The organism is Solihabitans fulvus (assembly GCF_008386585.1).
Lineage (GTDB): Bacteria > Actinomycetota > Actinomycetes > Mycobacteriales > Pseudonocardiaceae > Solihabitans > Solihabitans fulvus.
This window is the reverse complement of the sequence record NZ_VUOB01000053.1, coordinates 53932-72849: the sequence shown is the minus strand read 5'-3', so window position 1 is coordinate 72849 and position 18918 is coordinate 53932. Positions and strand designations below refer to the sequence as shown.

General features: G+C 70.3%; 18 protein-coding genes. 8 read left to right on the top strand and 10 right to left on the bottom strand.

All coding sequences use genetic code 11. The features are described from left to right. Positions 1-219: 219 nt before the first annotated feature. The 5 genes from F0L68_RS27055 (at position 220) to F0L68_RS27035 (ending at position 6343) form a co-directional block, all read left to right on the top strand. Positions 220-1089: an ABC transporter permease gene (locus F0L68_RS27055; protein WP_149852678.1), complete on the top strand. Its 870-nt coding sequence runs from the start codon at positions 220-222 to the stop codon at positions 1087-1089. Further along, positions 1086-2084 carry an ABC transporter permease gene (locus F0L68_RS27050; RefSeq protein WP_223199165.1) on the top strand — a complete coding sequence of 333 codons (999 nt, stop codon included), beginning with the start codon at positions 1086-1088 and terminating at the stop codon, positions 2082-2084. Before F0L68_RS27055 ends, F0L68_RS27050 begins: the two co-directional genes overlap by 4 nt. Positions 2085-2190: 106 nt before the next feature. Beyond that, positions 2191-3843 (top strand): ABC transporter substrate-binding protein, encoded by a 1653-nt coding sequence (locus F0L68_RS27045; protein ID WP_497857278.1) that lies wholly within the window; start codon positions 2191-2193, stop codon positions 3841-3843. Further along, the gene (locus F0L68_RS27040; RefSeq protein WP_149852633.1) at positions 3840-5546 is read left to right on the top strand and encodes a dipeptide ABC transporter ATP-binding protein; all 1707 of its coding nucleotides are present in this window, start codon (positions 3840-3842) and stop codon (positions 5544-5546) included. The genes F0L68_RS27045 and F0L68_RS27040 overlap by 4 nt, the downstream gene beginning before the upstream one ends. A 263-nt stretch (positions 5547-5809) precedes the next feature. Then, entirely contained in the window at positions 5810-6343 is a 534-nt protein-coding gene (locus tag F0L68_RS27035) for a hypothetical protein (RefSeq protein ID WP_149852632.1), read from the top strand. A gap of 79 nt (positions 6344-6422) precedes the next feature. On the opposite strand, the gene F0L68_RS27030 is transcribed toward F0L68_RS27035, so the two are convergent. Next, entirely contained in the window at positions 6423-6743 is a 321-nt protein-coding gene (locus F0L68_RS27030) for an EthD family reductase (RefSeq protein ID WP_223199164.1), read from the bottom strand. Positions 6744-6896: 153 nt separating this feature from the next. Here F0L68_RS27030 and F0L68_RS27025 point away from each other — a divergent pair, with 153 nt between their 5' ends. Further along, positions 6897-7808 carry an AraC family transcriptional regulator gene (locus F0L68_RS27025; RefSeq protein WP_149852630.1) on the top strand — a complete coding sequence of 304 codons (912 nt, stop codon included), beginning with the start codon at positions 6897-6899 and terminating at the stop codon, positions 7806-7808. 153 nt (positions 7809-7961) lie between these two features. Continuing rightward, positions 7962-8288: a hypothetical protein gene (locus F0L68_RS27020; RefSeq protein ID WP_188316856.1), complete on the top strand. Its 327-nt coding sequence runs from the start codon at positions 7962-7964 to the stop codon at positions 8286-8288. A gap of 187 nt (positions 8289-8475) precedes the next feature. Here F0L68_RS27020 and F0L68_RS27015 read toward each other — a convergent pair whose 3' ends face one another. The 5 genes from F0L68_RS27015 to F0L68_RS26995 all read right to left on the bottom strand — a co-directional run bounded on the left by F0L68_RS27015 (position 8476) and on the right by F0L68_RS26995 (position 13551). Beyond that, a complete protein-coding gene (locus F0L68_RS27015) occupies positions 8476-9231 on the bottom strand; it encodes a FadR/GntR family transcriptional regulator (protein WP_223199163.1) in 756 nt (251 codons plus the stop codon). A 113-nt stretch (positions 9232-9344) separates the two neighbouring features. Then, the gene (locus F0L68_RS27010) at positions 9345-10112 is read right to left on the bottom strand and encodes a 3-oxoacyl-ACP reductase (protein WP_149852628.1); all 768 of its coding nucleotides are present in this window, start codon (positions 10110-10112) and stop codon (positions 9345-9347) included. A 7-nt stretch (positions 10113-10119) separates the two neighbouring features. Further along, positions 10120-11484: an aldehyde dehydrogenase family protein gene (locus F0L68_RS27005; RefSeq protein ID WP_149852627.1), complete on the bottom strand. Its 1365-nt coding sequence runs from the start codon at positions 11482-11484 to the stop codon at positions 10120-10122. Next, a complete protein-coding gene (locus F0L68_RS27000; protein WP_149852626.1) occupies positions 11481-12224 on the bottom strand; it encodes a gamma-glutamyl-gamma-aminobutyrate hydrolase family protein in 744 nt (247 codons plus the stop codon). The genes F0L68_RS27005 and F0L68_RS27000 overlap by 4 nt, the downstream gene beginning before the upstream one ends. Beyond that, positions 12205-13551, bottom strand: coding sequence for a glutamine synthetase family protein (locus F0L68_RS26995; RefSeq protein ID WP_149852675.1), 1347 nt, complete (start codon positions 13549-13551; stop codon positions 12205-12207). The genes F0L68_RS27000 and F0L68_RS26995 overlap by 20 nt, the downstream gene beginning before the upstream one ends. Positions 13552-13870: 319 nt before the next feature. Here F0L68_RS26995 and F0L68_RS26990 point away from each other — a divergent pair, with 319 nt between their 5' ends. Then, the gene (locus F0L68_RS26990; protein WP_149852625.1) at positions 13871-14731 is read left to right on the top strand and encodes a 3-hydroxybutyryl-CoA dehydrogenase; all 861 of its coding nucleotides are present in this window, start codon (positions 13871-13873) and stop codon (positions 14729-14731) included. A 57-nt stretch (positions 14732-14788) separates the two neighbouring features. Here F0L68_RS26990 and F0L68_RS26985 read toward each other — a convergent pair whose 3' ends face one another. The 4 genes from F0L68_RS26985 to F0L68_RS26970 are packed head-to-tail and all read right to left on the bottom strand — an operon-like array spanning position 14789 to position 18813. Continuing rightward, positions 14789-15418 carry a GTP-binding protein gene (locus F0L68_RS26985; RefSeq protein ID WP_149852624.1) on the bottom strand — a complete coding sequence of 210 codons (630 nt, stop codon included), beginning with the start codon at positions 15416-15418 and terminating at the stop codon, positions 14789-14791. Then, on the bottom strand, positions 15399-15770 hold the full coding sequence (locus F0L68_RS26980) for a DUF742 domain-containing protein (RefSeq protein WP_149852623.1): 372 nt from the start codon (positions 15768-15770) through the stop codon (positions 15399-15401). The genes F0L68_RS26985 and F0L68_RS26980 overlap by 20 nt, the downstream gene beginning before the upstream one ends. Then, entirely contained in the window at positions 15770-16195 is a 426-nt protein-coding gene (locus F0L68_RS26975) for a roadblock/LC7 domain-containing protein (protein ID WP_149852622.1), read from the bottom strand. The genes F0L68_RS26980 and F0L68_RS26975 overlap by 1 nt, the downstream gene beginning before the upstream one ends. Positions 16196-16230: 35 nt before the next feature. Continuing rightward, the gene (locus tag F0L68_RS26970; RefSeq protein WP_149852621.1) at positions 16231-18813 is read right to left on the bottom strand and encodes a sensor histidine kinase; all 2583 of its coding nucleotides are present in this window, start codon (positions 18811-18813) and stop codon (positions 16231-16233) included. Positions 18814-18918 lie beyond the last annotated feature (105 nt).

Here is an 18918-nt window from a genome sequence, read left to right as displayed (position 1 = left end):
AATCAACCGCCCGACCGGACGCCCGAACCACTGCGTCAACAGTGGATGTTCACATACTGAGAGCTGGTTCGGGATAGTGATCGGCGAAGCAACAATGCTCCCAGGGTGCGCGCACCAGCGAGCCCCGTTCCCAGTTAGGTGACCGTGTCCGATCCACCAGCACAGGCCCTGAGTCCCACCGTGTCACCGGCGCGCTCGGTTCCCTCGGCCATCCTGCGCATGCTGCGCACCGACCGGTGGGCGCTCGGCGGGGTTGTCGCAATCGTCCTGCTCGGTGTCGTTGCCGCAGCAGCGAACCTGTTGACCGCCATCGAGGGGCAGGACCCCTTCACCTACCACAACGAGGCGCTCGACCACGCGACCGGCCGCCCGGCCGGCACGCTCGGCGGCGTCAGCGGCGCGCACTGGTTCGGGGTGGAACCGCTGACCGGACGGGACGTGTTCGCCATCGTCGCGTTCGGCGCGCGGACCTCGTTCCTGATCGGACTCGCGGCGACGCTCGTGTCGGTGGTGCTCGGCGTGCTGCTCGGCGCGAGCGCCGGTTACCTCGGCGGCTGGTACGACCGCGCGGTGGTGTGGACCGCCGACGTCTTCCTCGGCTTTCCCTACCTGGTCTTCATGATCGCGCTCGGCGCGGTGGTCCCGGCGAGCGTGCCGCGTCCGCTGCTGCTCGTCGTGGTCATCGGCTTCTTCGGCTGGCCGTCGATCGCGCGCATCGTGCGCTCGCAGACGTTGACGTTGAAGAAGCGCAACTTCGTCTCGGCCGCGCGGGCGCTCGGCGCAGGGCCGTGGCACGTGTTCCGAGTGGAGCTGCTGCCGAACCTGTGGGCGCCGATCATCATCGTGGCGACCCTGTCGATTCCCGGCAAGATCGGGCTGGAGGCCGCGCTGTCCTTCCTCGGCGTCGGCATGCCCCCGCCGACCCCGAGCTGGGGCAGGTCCATCAGCGGAGCGATCGACTGGGTGCGAACCGACCCGATGCTGCTGATCTTCCCCGGTCTCGCGCTGTTCCTGGCCACCTGGGGGTTCAACGTGTTCGGCGACGGACTGCGCGACGCGCTGGACCCGCGAACGGAGGTGCGCAGGTGACGCGCGCGCTTCGGTTCGTCGGCATCCGGCTCGCCGGCATGCTGGTGGTGCTGCTCATCGTCGCGTTCTGCACGTACGTGGTGTTCTACCTCGTGCCGTCGGACCCAGCCCAGCTTTCCTGCGGGCGCCCGTGCACCCCGGAGAACCTGACGGCCGCGCGGCAGTTCATGGGCTTCGACGAGCCGTGGTGGCGGCAGTTCCTGCACTTCCTCACCGGCATCGTCACGGGACGCACCTGGGGCTCTGGGCCGACCGCGATCCACTGTCCCGCACCGTGTTTCGGCTACTCCTTCCAGCAGAACGCGACCGTCGTCGACCTGATCGGCCAACGGCTGCCGGTCACCTTCTCGATCGCGATCGGCGCCGCGGTGATCTGGCTTGTCGTCGGCATCTCCGGCGGCGTGCTGACCGCGTTGCGGCGCGGCACGTTCTTCGACCGGTTCATGATGATCGGCTCGGTGTTCGGCGTGTCCGCGCCCGCCTACCTCATCGGCCTGCTCGGCATCCTCGTGTTCGGCTTCACCCTCGACATGGTGCCGGTCGGCGGGTACGTGCCGCTCACGCAGAGCCCGGTCGGCTGGGCGTGGCACCTGGTCCTGCCGTGGCTGGTGCTGGCCTTCCTGCACGCCGCCGTCTACATCAGGCTCACCAGGAGCCAGATGCTCGACGTCCTCAACGAGGACTACATCCGCACCGCCCGCGCCAAGGGCCTGACCGAGCGGAAGGTGATCGGCAAGCACGCGCTCCGCAACGTGCTGCTGCCGGTGGCCACCATCTTCGGCATGGACCTCGGCTCGCTGCTCGGCGGCATCGTGATCACCGAGCGCGTGTTCGGCATGCCCGGCATCGGGCGGTTGATCATCGACGCGGTCGGCCAGCACGACCTGCCGTTGTTGTTGGGCACCACGCTGTTCGCCGCGTTCCTCATCGTCCTGGCCAACGCCGTTGTCGACCTCTGCTACGGCGTGCTCGACCCGCGAGCCCGGCTCACCTGATCCGCACGTTCGAAACCGAAAGAGAGAACCAATGCGCGCCGTTTCCTCCGGTCCCCTGGCGGGTGCCCGTCCCAGCAGCCGGCATGTCCGCAGAATCGCCACCGCCGTGACCGCGGTCGTGGGGGTGGCCGCGCTGAGCGCGTGCGGCGCGAACGAGCAGACGCCGAGCGGCGCGTCGCAGTCCGACGCCGCGCCCGGCGGCACGCTGAACATCCTCACCGACAGCGCGTCGAACCCGTTCGACCCGGCCAAGAGCTCCGGGCTGGCCATCACCTCGCTCGCGCTGGTGCATCGCAGGCTGACGTCGTGGCATATCGCCGAGGGCCAGGCAGCCAAGGTGGTACCCGACCTCGCGACCGACACGGGCAAGGCCACCGACGACGGCAAGACGTGGACCTTCACGCTCAAGGACGGCCTGAAGTACAGCGACGGCACGCCGATCGTCACCGCCGACATCAAGTGGGGCGTCGAGCGCTCCTACGCGGCGGCGTTCTCCAGCGGGTTGAGCTACCACAAGCCGCTGCTGGTCGGCGGCGCCGACTACAAGGGGCCGTTCGACGGCAAGGAACTCGACTCCATCGAGACACCGGACACCAAGACCATCGTCTTCCACCTGGTGCGCTCCTACGGCGACTGGACGTGGCTGGCCAGCACCCCCGCGTTCGCCCCGGTGCCCAAGGGCAAGGGCGCCGAGCCGACCTACGGCGAGCACCCCGTCGCGTCCGGCCCCTACCAGGTCGCCGAGTACCAGAAGGGCGTCAAGGTCAGGCTGACCCGCAACCCCAACTGGGACAAGAAGACCGACGAGGTCCGAAAGGGACTGCCCGACGAGGTCGACTTCCAGCTCAGCCAGGACACCACCACGGTCTCGCAGCGCCTGGTCGCCGACTCCGGCGCCGACCAGTCCGCGTTCGGCGCCTCGTTCGTGTCCCCGGCCCAGCTCGCGCAGCTACAGAGCGACTCATCGGCCAAGCAGCGGCTGGTGACGTCGAAGTCCGGCGCGCTCGCCTACCTCGCGCTGAACACCAAGAAGGGCCCGCTGGCGAACGTCAAGGTGCGCCAGGCCTTCCAGTACGCCGTGGACAAGAGCGCGTTCCAGGTCGCCAGTGCCGGCAGCGCCCAGCTCGCCGGTGAGGTCGCGACGACCCTGATCACGCCCGGCATCACGGGCCGAGAGCAGTACGACCAGTACCAGACCAAGCCGACCGGCGACCCGGACAAGGCCAAGCAGCTGCTCGCCGACGCGGGCTTCCCCAACGGCATCGACAACCTCGACTTCGTCGTCGGCAAGACCAACAGCGGGCCGGACAAAGCGCAGGCCCTCCAGGCGTCGCTGGCCAAGGCCGGCATCAAGGTGAACATCCGCACGCTGGACAGCGACACCTACGACTCCGAGGTCACCGGCAACGACGCCAAGTACGACCTGGTGCTCGGCTCGTGGCAGCCCGACTTTCCCAGCGCCAACGGCAACATCCAGCCGCTGTTCGGGACCACGGAGATCGGCAACGGCGGGTACAACATCTCCCGCTACAGCAACCCGGACGTCGACAGCCTGATCGAGAAGGCCGAGAGCACCGTGGACCCGACCGAGGCCGGCAAGATCTGGGCGCAGGCGGACAAGAAGATCATGCAGGACTCCCCCGTCGTGCCGCTGATCTACACCCGCAACTCGTTCCTGCACGGGTCCAAGGTGACGGGCTTCTCCATCGCCGACTTCCCGTCCTACCCGAACTACCTGGTTCTCGGCGTCAACAAGTGAGTCAGCCACTCCTGTCCGTCGAGAACGTCTCGGTCGAGTTCCGCACCGAGGGCGTCCGGCGACCGGCCGTCAGGGAGGTCAGCTACTCCCTGACGGCCGGGGAGGTGCTTGCCGTGGTCGGCGAGTCCGGCTCTGGCAAGACCGTCACCGCGATGTCGCTGCTCGGCCTGCTGCCCGGCAACGCGACGGTGTCCGGCCGGGCCGTGCTGGACGGCACCGACCTGCTGAGTCTGTCCTCCCAGCAGCTGCGCGGGGTGCGCGGCAACGACGTCGGCATGGTCTTCCAGGAGCCGATGAGCGCGCTGAACCCCGTGTTCTCCATCGGCGACCAGCTCGTCGAGGCCGTGCAGGCGCACCGCCCTCGCGCGGCGGCGCAGGCACGGCGGCGCGCGATCGAGCTGCTCGGCCTGGTCCGGCTTCCCGAACCGGAGCGGCTGTTGCGGTCCTACCCGCACGAGCTGTCCGGCGGCCAGCTTCAGCGCGTGGTGATCGCCATGGCGGTGGCCAACGAGCCCGCGCTGCTGATCGCGGACGAGCCGACCACCGCGCTGGACGTCACCGTGCAGGCCGAGATCCTCGAACTGCTGCGGGACCTGCGGAGCAGGCTGAACGCGGCGATCCTGTTGATCACGCACGACATGGGCGTGGTCGCGGACATCGCCGACCGCGTCGTGGTCATGCACGACGGCAGGGTCGTCGAACACGGCGACGTGCTGAGCATCTTCGCCGCGCCGCGCGAGGAGTACACCAAGCAACTGCTCGGCTCGGTCATCTCGCTCAGCGCCCCGCTGGTCGGCGAATCCCTTGCCGCACAGGAGATCGAGGACGAGGTCGTCACCAGGGGCGACCAGGTCGCGGTCACCGCGCACCCGGCGACCCGGTCCGTGCCGGACAGCGCGGGCGCCGAGCCGACGCTTCGGCTGACCGACCTGTCGGTGACCTACCGGGGACGGTTCCGGTCGCACTCGGTGCGGGCGGTCGACGGCGTGAGCCTGCACATCGAGCCCGGCGAGGTGCTCGGGCTGGTCGGCGAGTCCGGCTCCGGCAAGAGCACCATCGCCTCGGCGATCACCGGCCTGGTGCCGACCTCCGGCGGCGGGCTGACCGTGCAGGGCGTCGACCTGACCACGTTGCGCGGCAGGAAACGCCGGAGCGCGCTCGGCCGGATCGGCGTGGTGTTCCAGGATCCGGCGTCCTCGCTGAATCCGCGCGCCACGATCGCGGGCAGCGTCGCCGAGCCGTTCCGGTTGCACAGCACGCTGCGCGGCGCCGAACTCGACCGGCGGGTGGACGAGCTGCTCGAGGCGGTGCAGCTGTCCGCGAGCCTGCGCGACCGGTATCCGCACGAGCTGTCCGGCGGCCAGCGGCAGCGGGTCGGCATGGCACGGGCGCTCGCGCTCGACCCGGCGCTGCTCATCGCCGACGAGCCGACCAGCGCGCTGGACGTCTCGGTGCAGGCCCGCGTCCTTGACCTGTTCCGGACGCTTCAGACGGAACTGCGGTTCGCCTGCCTGTTCATCAGCCACGACCTCGCGGTGATCGAGCAGCTGGCCGACCGCGTCGCGGTGATGCACCGGGGTCACGTCGTCGAACAGGGCCTGACGGCCGAGGTGCTCGCGCGGCCGCTGCACCCGTACACGCGCAGGCTGCTGTTCGCCGCGCCCGTCGCCGACCCGGTGGAGCAGCGCCGCCGCCGCGCCTGACGCCGCCGAACCGACCGAGGCCGTCTCCCGACCGGGGGGCGGCCTCGTTGTCGCGCGCATCCTGAGAACCACGGGAGTCATCACCCGCACCAAGCCCGCTGGCAAAGAGAAAGGCAGCCTCGTTGTCGCGCATCCTGAGAACCACCGTTACCATCGCCCGACGCACTTCCCAGCGTGCGCACAGGCTCCACACAGCTTAGAAGCGCACGCTGAAGTAGCGACCGGCAGCTCTCCGGTCCAGCGACACGATCCAGGAGTACCCGATGCCCGACCAAGAGAACACCGGACCCGCCGGGCAGAGCCAGCCGGAGCAGGCGGCCGCCCAGCCAACGGCGCCCGCCGCCCAGCCGACTGTGCCGGCCGGGGAGCCAAGCACAGTTCCCGCAACGGAACCCGTCGCCGAACCGGCCGCGCAGCCCGCGGCCGCGCAGCCGATCGGCGAGCCCGTCACCGAGACGGCGCACGCGGCCGCAGCCCCGCCACCGCAACCGACCCCACCCGGTGCTGTGCCGCCCGGCTACGTGCCGGCCGGTTACGTCCCGGCCCCGCCGCCGGGACGCACGCGGCGCTTCTTCCGGCACAGGACGACCCACCTCGTCGGAGCCGCGCTGGTCGGCGCCATCATCGGCGGCGGGGTGATCGGTGTGGTGGCGCACCACGACAACGAGGGCCGGCCCGGCTTCCACTACCAGATGCGCGGCAACCACCGCGGTCAGCTGCCGCCGGGCCAGAACGGCCCGATGCCCGGCCAGCCCGGCCAGCAGCGCGGCTGGGACAACGGCCCGCAGCACGGCTGAGCCGACCATCCCGAGTGGACAGTGCGCCGACCTGCGGCTTCCGCAGGTCGGCGCTTGTCTGTCGGTGAGATCCTCGGAATCAGACGTCTTCGAGGACCTCGGCGAACGCGATCGCCACGCCTCCGGTGGCGTGTTCGATCGTGGCGCCGACAAGGGGACCCGCCTCCGCGGCGGCGGCGCTGGCCGCCGCGTAGTCGGCGAAGTACAGGTCCAGCAGTCGGTATGCCGGTGTCGGGCTGCCGTCCTCCTTTGGCCAGACCTTCGCCGTCTGGAGCCGAGTCAGACCGGGGAGCTTCCGCGCCAGCGCGAGTTGGTCGGGGTAGGCCGCCTCGAAGGCGTCCGGGTCAGTGGGGTTGGAGTAGACGAAAGTGATCTTGGTTGGCTGGCCCTGCTCAGTCACGGATGATCTCCTGGTTGTCGTTCGTCGCTGAGGCAAATGAACGGACGCGGCCACCTCAGCACAAGACATGGCACACCGCGCGTCCAGCGGGGGTCAGAGCCCCTACGATTCATTCGCCGTGATCGACCATAGGCGGAGGAACGGGAGGCCACCATGATCGTTCCGCCGGAAGATTTTGCCGATCGTCCAGCGTCGCCAGTCGACCTGCTCTCGGAGCTGCTGCGGAGCGTCCGACTGAGAGGCGAACGGATCGCCACATACGGTCCACTGTGGACATTCTCGGTCGGCTTCTCCGGTGCCGGCGCCCTGCACATCGTCGACGAGGGCGAGGTCGAGCTTCGGATGGACGGCGTCCCGCAGGTCGAGCGCGCGACTCGCGGCGATGTCATCCTGTTGCCGCGCGGCGATCCGCACCACATCAGCGACGTGGGCGAGCGAGTCGGCGCGCCCGCACCCCAGCCGGCGCGCTGGCTCAGTGGAACCTTCACGATCGGCGACCCGCAGGCGAGCCACCTGCTCGCGAGCCTCCCGCCCGTGATCACCCTGCGCGGCGCCGGTGGCCCGGCGCTTGAGGGGCTCGAGGTGGCGCGCAGGATGCTCCTCGCCGAGATGCAGTCGCCCTCCCAGGGGTCGGCGGTGATGATCGCCCGGATCCTCGATCTGCTCTTCATTCAGATTCTGCGCGCCTGGGCCGCCGACGACGCCGCCGAGCCGAACTGGCTCGCCGGCGCGCTCGACCCGGAGATCGGTCCGGCCCTGAGTGCGGTTCATCGAGACCCCGGCCACGACTGGACGGTCGAGGAGCTGGCTCGAGCGTGCCGTATGTCCCGGTCGGCGTTCGCCGCCAGGTTCGTCGCGCGGGTCGGCAAGCCACCAGCCACCTACCTCGCGCACGTACGCCTCGACGCCGCCGCCGACCTGCTCCGCGACACCTCCCTGCCGATCACGGTCATCGGGGAGAACGTCGGATACACGTCGGAGGCCGCATTCAACCGTGCGTTCAAGCATCGCTACGGCAAGCCACCGGCTCGCTGGCGACGAGACGCGGCAGCAACACACTCGTGAGCGCGGCCCAGTCCCATACTTTCGAGATCATCTTTCACACCACCGAGGGTCGACACGGCCGGTCGAGGACGCAGATGATGGTCGGGGCCGGAGTACCGGTCGCATCCCCTCTGTGCGAAGGAAGTTCTTCACCTCATGCGTGTTCTGTCCACCTTGACCATGCTTGGTGCGTCGGTTGCCGCAGCGCTGTTGGCCTCGCCCGCCGCCCAAGGCACTCCGCTCAGCGACACCGGCAACGGCGCCGGCCAGGGCGCCGCCTCACTCACCGGCCCGATCATGATTCCGATCGAGGCGAACCGCCTCGGTGAGGGCGCGGGTCAGGGCGCTGCCGAGAACGCGGCCCAGCACGTCAACGCCAACGTGTGCGACGTGAGCGCCGCCGTGTTCGGCGCAACTCCTCCTGTCGGTCCCAAGTCCTCCGACTGCACCGACGCCGCAACCGCAGGACCGTTGGTCGAGACCATCGAGCCACGCCCCTGACCACTGGGCCGGTCAGAACATCGCCCGCGTTCGGTGGTTTGCCTCCCGCAGCGTTCTGACCGGCCCGAGTCCTGCCATCGGGACTCCGCACCGACGAACGTCCACCTGGGCCAGTCCCTGGAGTACCCGGGAAGCTTTGAGCGCATGAGGTGACGTGCGTTCGAGCCTGCGGACCGGCACGGTCCGCTCACGAGAGGAAGCCGCGCAGCAGCGACGCGGTGCCGTCGAGGTGTTCGGCCATGGCCTGGCGGGCGGCGGCCGGGTCGCCGTCCAGAATGCTCGCCACGATCAACTCGTGCTGTTCGTTGGAGTGCACCAGATTCGGTTCGAGCAACGGGATCGCGTCGAGCAGCTCGTTGACCCGCATCCGCGCGTCGGCGACGGCGGCGGTCAGCGACGCCGAGGCCGTCACCTCCGCGATGGCCAGGTGCAGCCGCGAGTCCTTGCGGCGGTACTCCGCGAGCCCGGCCGCGGCCGTCTCGGCCAGCCTGCTGCGCAGGTGCCGCCGCTCCCCCGGTCCGAGCGGCCGGGCGGCGGCGGTCGCCGCGGCGCCCGTCTCCAACACGTGCCGCAGGGTCAGCGCGTCGCCGAGGTCGCCGACCGGGTCGGCGGGCGGCTGCCGCATCGCCGCGCCCGCGCCGCTCGGCAACGTCTGGTTGACGAAGGTGCCGCCGTAGCGTCCCCGCCGGGACTCGACGTAGCCGGCCTGTTGCAGCGCGCGGATCGCCTCCCGCAGGGTCACCCGGCTGACGCTGAGCCGCGCGGCAAGCTCCCGTTCGGCCGGCAGCCGCTCGCCCGGCGCCACGACACCCAGCCGCACGGCCTGGAGCAGCCGCTCCACGGTCTCCTCGAAGGCGTTGCCCGCCCGGACCGGGCGGAACAACGCCTCGTCGGCGGTGGCCGGCGCAGCCAGATCGGCCTCGACCCACGGCTGAGCTGCCACAACAGCCTCCCTAGTCACGAACCGAGTGTAGGTCGACCACGAGCCCGGCGCGTGTGTCGGCCGCGACAACGGCGTTCCCCGGCGGCGTTGCGCTGGCGTGCTTACCTGGGCGCTTACTGGGGCGTGACGTAGGCGCCCGAGATGCCGCCGTCGACGAGGAAGCTCGACGCGGTCATGAAGGACGAGTCGTCGCTGGCCAGGAACGCGACCGCGGCCGCGATCTCCTCCGGTTCGGCGAACCGCCCCATCGGCACGTGCACCAGCCGCCGCGCGGCCCGCTCCTGGTCCTTGGCGAACAGCTCCTTGAGCAGCGGGGTGTTCACCGGTCCGGGGCACAGCGCGTTGACCCTGATGCCTTCCCTGGCGAACTGCACGCCAAGCTCGCGGCTCATCGCCAGCACGCCGCCCTTGGACGCGGTGTAGGAGATCTGCGAGGTGGCCGCGCCGAGCACCGCGACGAACGACGCCGTGTTGATGATGGAACCCTTGCCCTGCCGCTGCATGTGCGGCAGCACCGCCTTGCAGCACAGGTACACCGAGGTCAGGTTGACCTGCTGAACCCGTTGCCACGCCTCGATTCCGGTGGTCAGGATCGAGTCGTCGTCCGGCGGCGAGATGCCGGCGTTGTTGAACGCGATGTCCACCGAGCCGTAGGTGTCCACGGTGGTCTGGAACAGCGCGGTCACCGCCGACTCGTCGGTGACGTCGACGCGGACGTACAGGCCGTCGACCTCGTCGGCCGCCGCCTTGCCGCTGGCCTCGTCGATGTCGGCGACGACGACGCGCGCGCCCTCGGCGGCCAGCCGCCGGACCGAGGCCAGCCCGATTCCGCTGCCGCCGCCGGTCACGACGGCCACGCGGCCTTCCAAACGCTGCGACATGGTGACCTCACTCCTCCGAGCTGATGAAGACGTTCTTGGTTTCGGTGAAACTGTTGAGCGCGTCGGGGCCAAGCTCGCGGCCGAGCCCGGACTGCTTGAAGCCGCCGAACGGCGTCCAGTACCGCACGGACGAGTGCGAGTTCACCGACAGGTTGCCGGCCTCCACGGCGCGGGACACCCGCAGCGCCCTGCCGACGTCGCGGGTCCAGATCGAGCCGGACAGGCCGTACTCGCTGTCGTTGGCCAGCCGCCCGGCGTCGGCCTCGTCCGTGAACGGCAGCACCACGACCACCGGCCCGAAGATCTCCTCGACGGCGGCCCGGTCGGTCGGCGACACCGGGGCGAGCACCGTTGGCGGGAACCAGAAACCCGGCCCGTCCGGCGCGCTGCCCCGGAACGCGACCGGCGCGTCGTCCGGCACGTAGGAGGTGACCTTCGCCAGGTGCGCCGAGGAGATCAGCGGCCCCATCTCACTGTCCACAGTGGATGGATCCTGCACCCGGACGCCCTTGACGGCGGGTTCGAGCAGCTCCATGAACCGGTCGTAGACCGAGGCCTGCACGAGGATTCTCGAACGGGCGCAACAGTCCTGGCCCGCGTTGTCGAACACGCCGTAGGGCGCGGTCGCGGCGGCGCGTTCGAGATCGGCATCGGCGAACACGAGGTTCGCGCTCTTGCCGCCCAGTTCCAACGTCAGCCGCTTCACCTGCTCGGCGCAGCCGGCCATGATCTGCTTGCCCACGGTCGTGGACCCGGTGAACACGACCTTGCGCACCGCGGGATGCGTGACGAACCGCTGGCCGACCACGGTCCCCTTGCCTGGCAGCACCTGGAAGACGTCCTCGGGGATGCCGGCCTCGCGCGCCAGCTCGGCCAGCCGCAGGGCGGTGAGCGGGGTCAGCTCCGCGGGCTTGAGCACGACCGTGTTGCCGGCGGCCAGGGCGGGCGCGAAGCCCCACGCGGCGATCGGCATCGGGAAGTTCCACGGCACGATCACCCCGACGACGCCGAGCGGCTCGGCGAAGGTGATGTTCACGCCGCCGGGCACCGGGATCTGCCGGCCGAACAGCCGTTCCGGCGCCGCGGCGTAGTAGTGCAGCACGTCCCGCGCGTTGCCGGCCTCCCACCGCGCGTTGCCGATGGTGTGGCCCGAGTTGACCACCTCGATGGCGGCCAGCTCGTCGAGGTGGTCGTCCACGGCGTCGGCGAACCGGCGCAGCAGGCGGGCCCGGTCGGCCGGGGCCACCGCGCGCCAGGCGGGGAACGCGGCCTGCGCGCGGGCGATCGCCGCGTCGGCCTCCGCCAGCGAGGCCAGCGGGACCGTCCGCACCACCTCCTCGGTGGCCGGGTTGATCACCTCGAACGTTGTCACACGACGCTCCTTTTCGCGCGGCTGTGCTGGTGTGCCGCCCGGACCAGGGCGGTGAGCAGACGAACGTCGGTCAGGTCCTGTTCGGGGTGCCACTGCACGCCGATCGCGAAGTCCGCGTCGGGCAGCTCGACGGCCTCGACGGTGCCGTCGGCGGCCCTGCCGACCACCCGCAGCCTTGGCGCCACCGCGTCGATCGCCTGGTGGTGGTGGCAGCGCACGGCGGCGCGCTCGCCAAGCAGCCCGCCGAGCCTGCTGTCCGCGTCCAGGACCACCCCGGTCTCGCCGAACACGCCGGGGGCGGGCTGGTGGTCCCTGTGGTCGAGCCGGTCGGGCAGGTGCTGGTGCAGCGTGCCGCCGAGCGCCACGTTGAGGATCTGCATGCCCCGGCAGACGCCGAGCAGCGGCAGGTCGGCCGCGAGCGCGGCGCTCAGCAGCGCGAACTCGGACCGGTCCCGGTGTGCCTGCGCGGCGCCGGCCCGTGGGTGCGCCGGCCGGCCGTAGGAGGCCGGGTCGAGATCGGCCCCGCCGGCCAGCACCAGGCCGTCCAGCAGCGCGACGCTCTGGTCCTGCCAGTCGCCGACCGGCGGCAGCAGAATCGGGTTGCCGCCGGCCAGCGCGACCAGGTCGACGTAGTTGCGGTGCAGCAGGGCCGCCTCGACGTCCCACACGCCGTACCTGGCCGGTTCGAGATAGGTGGAGACGCCGATCACCGGCCGGCGGTCAGAGCCGTTCGAAGCCACGGAAACGCTCCCAGTCGGTGACGGCCGCATCGAACGCGGTCAGCTCGACGCGCGCGGCGTTGAGGTAGTGGTCGACGACGTCCTGGCCGAAAGCGTCCCTGGCCACGGCGCTGCCGGCGAGCAGGTCGGCCGCCTCGCGCAGCGTCGTCGGCACGGTCGGCCGGTCCGAGGCGTAGGCGTTGCCGGCGAAAGGTTCCTCCAGCGGCAGCTCGTTGTCGACGCCGTGCAGGCCGGCGGCGATCAGCGCGGCCACCGCGAGGTAGGGGTTGACGTCGCCGCCGGGCACCCGGTTCTCGAACCGCAGCGACTCGCCGTGCCCGACCACGCGCAGGGCGCAGGTGCGGTTGTCGCTCCCCCAGGCCACGGCGGTCGGCGCGAAGCTGCCCGGCACGAAACGCTTGTAGGAGTTGATGTTCGGCGCGAGGAAGTAGGTCAGCTCGCGCAGACAGGCCAGCTGGCCGGCGAGGAAGTGCCCGAACAGCGGGGAGAACCCGCCAGGCCCTTCGCCGGCGAACGCTGGCCGGTCGTCCTCGGTGCGCAGGCTCAGGTGGATATGGCAGGAGTTGCCCTCGCGCGCGTCGTACTTGGCCATGAAGGTGAGGCTGGTGTCCTGCTGCGCGGCGATCTCCTTGGCGCCGGTCTTGTAGACGCTGTGGTTGTCGCAGGTGGTCAGCGCCTCGGCGTAGCGGAACGCGATCTCCTGCTGGCCGGGGTTGCACTCGCCCTTGGCTGACTCCACGACCAGGCCCGCGCCGGTCATCGCGTTGCGGATCCGGCGAAGCAGCGGCTCGATCCGCGCGGTGCCGAGCATCGAGTAGTCGACGTTGTACTGGTTGACCGGCGTCAGCTCCCGGTAGCCGTTGCGCCAGGCCCGCTCGTAGCTGTCGCCGAAGACGATGAACTCCAGTTCGGTGCCGACGAAGGCGCGAAGTCCGCGCTCGGCCAGCCGATCCAGCTGGCGGCGCAGCACCTGGCGCGGCGACACCGGCACCGGGTCGCCGTCCGCCCAGACCACGTCGCACAGCACCAGCGCGGTGCCCTCGTGCCACGGCACGCGGCGCAGCGTGCGCAGGTCGGGCCGGAGCACGAAGTCGCCGTAGCCGCGATCCCAGGAGGACATCTCGTAGCCGCCGACCGTGTTCATCTCCACGTCGACGGCGAGCAGGTAGTTGCACGCCTCGGCGGCGTGCGGGAGCACCTCGGCCAGGAAGTAGGGGGCGGCGCACCGCTTGCCCTGGAGTCGACCCTGCATGTCCACCATCGCTACCAGGACGGTGTCGATCGAGCCGTCGTCGACCAGCACCCGCAGTTCCTCGACGGTGAGCATGCCCTCGTGCCGCATGTTCGGACCCCTTCTGTCGCCTCCGGAAGGACTACCTAAAGGTCTATCTCCGAACCATTGGGCACTATTGCTACACGAGCCCTACCGGCGTGTCAACGGCTCACACCATGCCGCACAAGGGCTTTCCGGCCGCCGACAACCCACCGAGCGACACGCGGGACGCACCCTTCGAGTGAGCCGCCCCGGCCCAAAGGATCGCAGACTTGCCCATTGGACCCACGCGGCGGCGCGATCCGGGGCACGGTGTCCCTCGCCGTCGACCGCACTGGTCGTCGCACGCGCGTCCACCTGGCAGGATCGAGGGGTGACCGAGATTCAACGTGTAGGGGTAGTCGGCTCCGGCCTGATGGGGTCCGGCATCGCCGAGGTGTGTGCCCGCGCAGGGCTGGACGTGCTGGTCGCCGAGGTCAACCGGGACGCGACCGAGGCCGCCAAGGGCCGCATCGCCGCGTCGCTCGGCCGCGGCGTGCGCAGTGGCAAGTTGACCGCCGAGGACCGCGACGGCGCGCTCGAGCGCCTGCGGTTCACCACCGACCTCGGCGACTTCCACGACCGCAACCTGGTCGTGGAGGCCGTCGCCGAGAACGAGCAGATCAAGACCGAGGTGTTCAAGGCCGTCGACAAGGTCGTCACCGACCAGCAGGCCATCTTCGCGTCGAACACCTCGTCCATCCCGATCATGAAGCTGGGCATGGCGACCAGCAGGCCCGAGCAGGTCGTCGGGGTGCACTTCTTCAACCCGGTGCCGGTGCTCAAGCTCGTCGAGCTGGTGCCGTCGCTGCTGACCGGCGAGCAGACCCAGACCCGCGCCGAGGCCTTCGTCACGGAGAAGCTCGGCAAGCAGGTCATCCGCTCGCAGGACCGCGCTGGCTTCGTCGTCAACGCGCTGCTGGTGCCCTACCTGCTGTCGGCCATCCGGATGCTGGAGTCCGGGTTCGCCTCGCCGGAGGACATCGACAACGGCATGGTGCTCGGCTGCGCCCACCCGATGGGGCCGCTGCGGCTGACCGACCTGATCGGCCTCGACACCACCAAGGCGATCGCCGAGTCGATGTACGACGAGTTCAAGGAGCCGCTGTACTCGCCGCCGCCGCTGCTGCTGCGCATGGTGGACGCCGGCCTGCTCGGCAAGAAGAGCGGCAGGGGCTTCCACAACTACGCCTGACCCACTCGCGGCGAACGTGGCGTCGAGGCCGATCCGACGCCACGTTCGCCGGACTGGTCAGGTCGTCGCCGGCTCCTCGGCGGGCGCAGGCGCCTGCGCCTCCGCCGCGGCCAGCGCGATGATGTACTCCAGCAACGAGAGCAGCACCCGCTTGCTCGACTCGCGCTGGCGCACGTCGCACAGCACGATCGGCACGTCCTGGCTGATCGCCAACGCCTGGCGCACCTCGTCGACCCGGTAGAACTCGGCGTCCTCGAAGCAGTTGACCGCGACGATGAACGGGACCTCGCGGCGTTCGAAGAAGTCGATCGACGGGAAGCAGCTGTCCAGCCGCCTGGTGTCGGCGAGGACCACCGCGCCGAGCGCGCCGAAAGCCAGCTCGTCCCACATGAACCAGAAGCGGCCCTGCCCCGGCGTGCCGAACAGGTAGAGGATCAGCTCGGGGTTGATCGTGATGCGGCCGAAGTCGAGGGCGACGGTCGTCGTCGTCTTGTCCTCGATGCCGACCAGGTCGTCGACGCCGACGCTCACCTCGGTCAGCATCTCCTCGGTGCTCAGCGGAGTGATCTCGCTGACCGAGCCGACCATGGTGGTCTTGCCGACACCGAAACCGCCGGCGATCAGAATCTTCACCGCCGAGGCCAGCAAAGCCGAGCCCGACTGCGACTCAGATTCTACGGACACCATCGAGCACCGCCTGGAGTAGATTCTTGTCGGGAACTCTCGTTGCCTGGACCGGCGGCCGGAAAATGATGGAGCCGCTCTCGATCAGGTCACTCAGCAACACCTTGACCACCACCAGCGGCAGATCGAGCTGCGCGGCGACCTCGGCGACGGACAGGGGACGTTGACACAGCCGCAGAATCGCGACGCACTCCGCGTCAAGCTCGCTCGTGTCGATCTCGGCGCGAACCGTCACGACCAACGTGATCATGTTGAGCTGGCTCGCGGCCGGGCGGGTGCGTCCCCTGGTGACCGCGTACGGCCGCACCAGCGGGCCGGCCGCCTCGTCGTACCACGACTCGTCGTCGCTGCTCATCACGGCCGCGCATCTGCCGGCCCCGCAACACCGACTCTAGGCGCGGAGCTGAGGTAGCTGCCGACCCGCTTGATCAGCAGGTTCATCTCGTAGGCGACCATGCCGACGTCGGCGTCCTCACCGGCGAGGACGGCAAGGCACGCGCCGTGTCCCGCCGCGGTGACGAACAGGAACGCGTGCTCCATCTCGACGACGGTCTGCCGGACGCGGCCGCCGCCGAAGTGCCGCCCGGTGCCGCGCGCCAGGCTCTGGAAGGCCGACGCCATCGCGGAAAGGTGCTCGGCGTCGTCCTTGGACAGTTCCCGCGACCCGCCGATGAGCAGTCCGTCGGCGGACAGGACCACCGCGTGATTAGCTCCAACCACACGCTCAACCAGGTCATCGAGCAACCAGTTCAGATTAGTCGCCGTGTTGGGCTTCACCATTACGTCCTCAGTTCGGTCACTTGTGGTTTCGGTCGTCACAGGTCGGTGTTCTCGTCGGCGTCACGACCCTGGCGGGAACCCCGTTGGAAGGCCGACATCATGCTGCGGATGTCCTCGGGGGAACGCCAGGTCGTCTCGCCGGAGCTCGGGTCACCAATCGACGGCGAGGTGTCCTCAAGAAGTTGCGGCGCGATGTTGGCCTGACGCTTGCGCTGCGGCAGCGGCGGGCGCGTGTCCCTGGTGGTGCGGCCGCTGGTCGCGAGGTCGCCGCGCAGGGCGACCTGGTCGTCCTGGTCGCGTCGATCCGGCGGCGCGGACCGGTCCAGCCGCTGGGCCAGCGGCGTCCGCTGGGTCAGCGCGGGCCGCGTGGCGGCCGCGGCGCCCTCGCCAGCCTGGGCCGGCTGGTCCGGGGTCGCGCTCCGGACCGAGGGAGGCCGCTCCGCCGGCGTTCCGTTGCCGGGCGGCACGTCCGGCGCGTTCGCGCCGCGCACCCGCTGTGGCAGCGGCCGTGGCGGGTCCTGCCGGCGCTGCGGCGTCTCGTCGTCGGTGAGCGACTTGGCCCGGTCGGTCCAGAAATCGCCGAGCTCGCTCGGCATGCCCAGCGAGAAGCCCTGCGTCGGGGGCTTGGGGCGCTCGAGCCTGTCCCCCTGCGCGCGCCGCAGCCTCGGCAGCTGCGAGGTGGCCTCCGAGTCGGTCGGGCTGACGTCCGCGACGATCAGCTCGCCGGGGATGAGCACGATGGCGCGCGTGCCGCCGTAGGCCGACTCGCGCAGCTCGACATTGATCCCGTGCCGCGCGGCGAGCCGCGCCACCACGAAAAGACCGAGGCGGGAGTCGCTGGTCAGCGCCATCACGCCGAAGTCCGGCGGGTTGGTCAGCATCCCGTTGAACCGCTCGCGGTCCTCCTCGCTCATGCCGAGGCCGTGGTCCTCGATCTCGACCACGACGCCCTTGGCCACGGTCGCGCCGCTCAGCTCGACCTGCGAGCGCGGCGAGGAGAAGGTCGTCGCGTTGTCCACCAGCTCGGCGAGCAGGTGGATGACGTCGGCGACCACCGAGCCGATCAGCGACACGGCCGGGATCTGCGCGGTCCGCACCCGCGTGTAGTGCTCGGTCTCGGCGACGGCGCTGCGGGAGATCTCCACCAGGCGCACGGGGTTGCGCCACTGCCTGCCCGGCTTCTCGCCGCCGAGGATGATCAGGTTCTCGGCGTTGCGGCGGGACCTGGTCGCCAGGTGGTCGAGCTGGAAGAGCAGTTCGAGCTGGTCCGGGTCCTCCTGCTCGCGCTCCGCCTTGTCCAGGATCTTGAGCTGCCGGTGCACGATGACCTGGCTGCGGTGGGCGATGCCGAGGAAGACCGTGTTCACGCCCTCGCGGGTCTGCGCCTCCTCGACGGCGGCGGCGACGGCCGTGTACTGCGCCCGGTTGAAAGCGTGCGCCACCTGGCCGATCTCGTCGGCGCCGTGGTCCAGCGGCGGCAGCTCGACGTCGAGGTCGACCTCGGCGCCGTCGCGCAGCCGGTGCACGATCTTCGGCAGGCGCTCGTCCGCCAGTTCCAGGGTCTCCTTGCGGAGCCGGACGAGGCGGCTGACCAGCTCGCGGGAGAACCGGGTCGCGATCAGGAACGCCAGCACGGTCACCAGCAGCACGACACCGGCGCCGATGCCGGTCCGCAGCAACACCCGTTCGCCGCCCTGCACGCCGAGCGACGCGGCGTAGTTCGCCTGCCCGCCGGCCAGGTCGAACAGCTTCACCGCGATCTGGTCGGCCGCGGACTGCCAGTCCGGCTCGGCGACCGGCAGGGGGGCCGAGCTGGCGGCGCCCCGGTCGGTCAGCGCCCGCTCGACGGTGGTCACCCGCTTCCAGGCGTCGCTGTCGAGGATCGCCTTCAGCTTGGTCTGCGCGTCCGGGGTGATCTCCTGCGAGATCGTGTCGAGCTGGACGTGGTAGGCGCCGACGAGATGCAGGTACTGCTGGTACTGGTCGGCGGTGAGGCCGCCGGCGGCAAGCGAGCTGGCCGCGAGCGCGTTCGCCCGCGACATCCACTCGGCCACGGTGAACAGCTCGGCGGCCAGCTCCTGCGCGCGCGCCACGTCGAGCCCGGAGGCGCCGCGGGCCTGCTCCTCGAAGATGCCGATGCCGGTGTCGAGCAGCTTGTTGTAGTAGGCGAACACGTCGGCGCGCTGGACCTGGCCCGAGCTGACCTTCTGCCGCGTGGTGGGCAGTTGGCCGAGCAGGTCGGAGAACTGCTGGGCCCGCGCCTGGACGGTGGTCGAGGACTGCTGGACCACGTCGGTGCCCACCCTGCCGACCATGGTCAGGGCGTCGTCGGTCTCCTTGCGCTGGCCGTCGAGCTGCGTGTGGCCGGTGGCCGGGCGCGCCAGCAGCAGCATGCTCAGCCTGCGCTCCTCCTGGAGGGAGCCGAGCATGTGCGCGGCGGGGCCCGCGGACTCCTGGGAGCCGCTGCTCAGCGAGCGGGCGTGCAGGCCGCCGAAGAGCAGGAAGCCGCTGGCGACCGCGCCCATGAGCAACAGGGCCACGCTCGGCACCAGCACGACCGTCATCAGGCGTGCCTTGATCGTCTTGCGGCGCCCGAACCAGCCACGGAGCGTGCTCATGACGCGCCGCCGGTCGACCGGACTGACGGCGGTGACGGATGATCGAGGCTCGACACAACGTGACACCCTAGTGATCTACCCCCGGTTGGGTGAACAAGACACTCT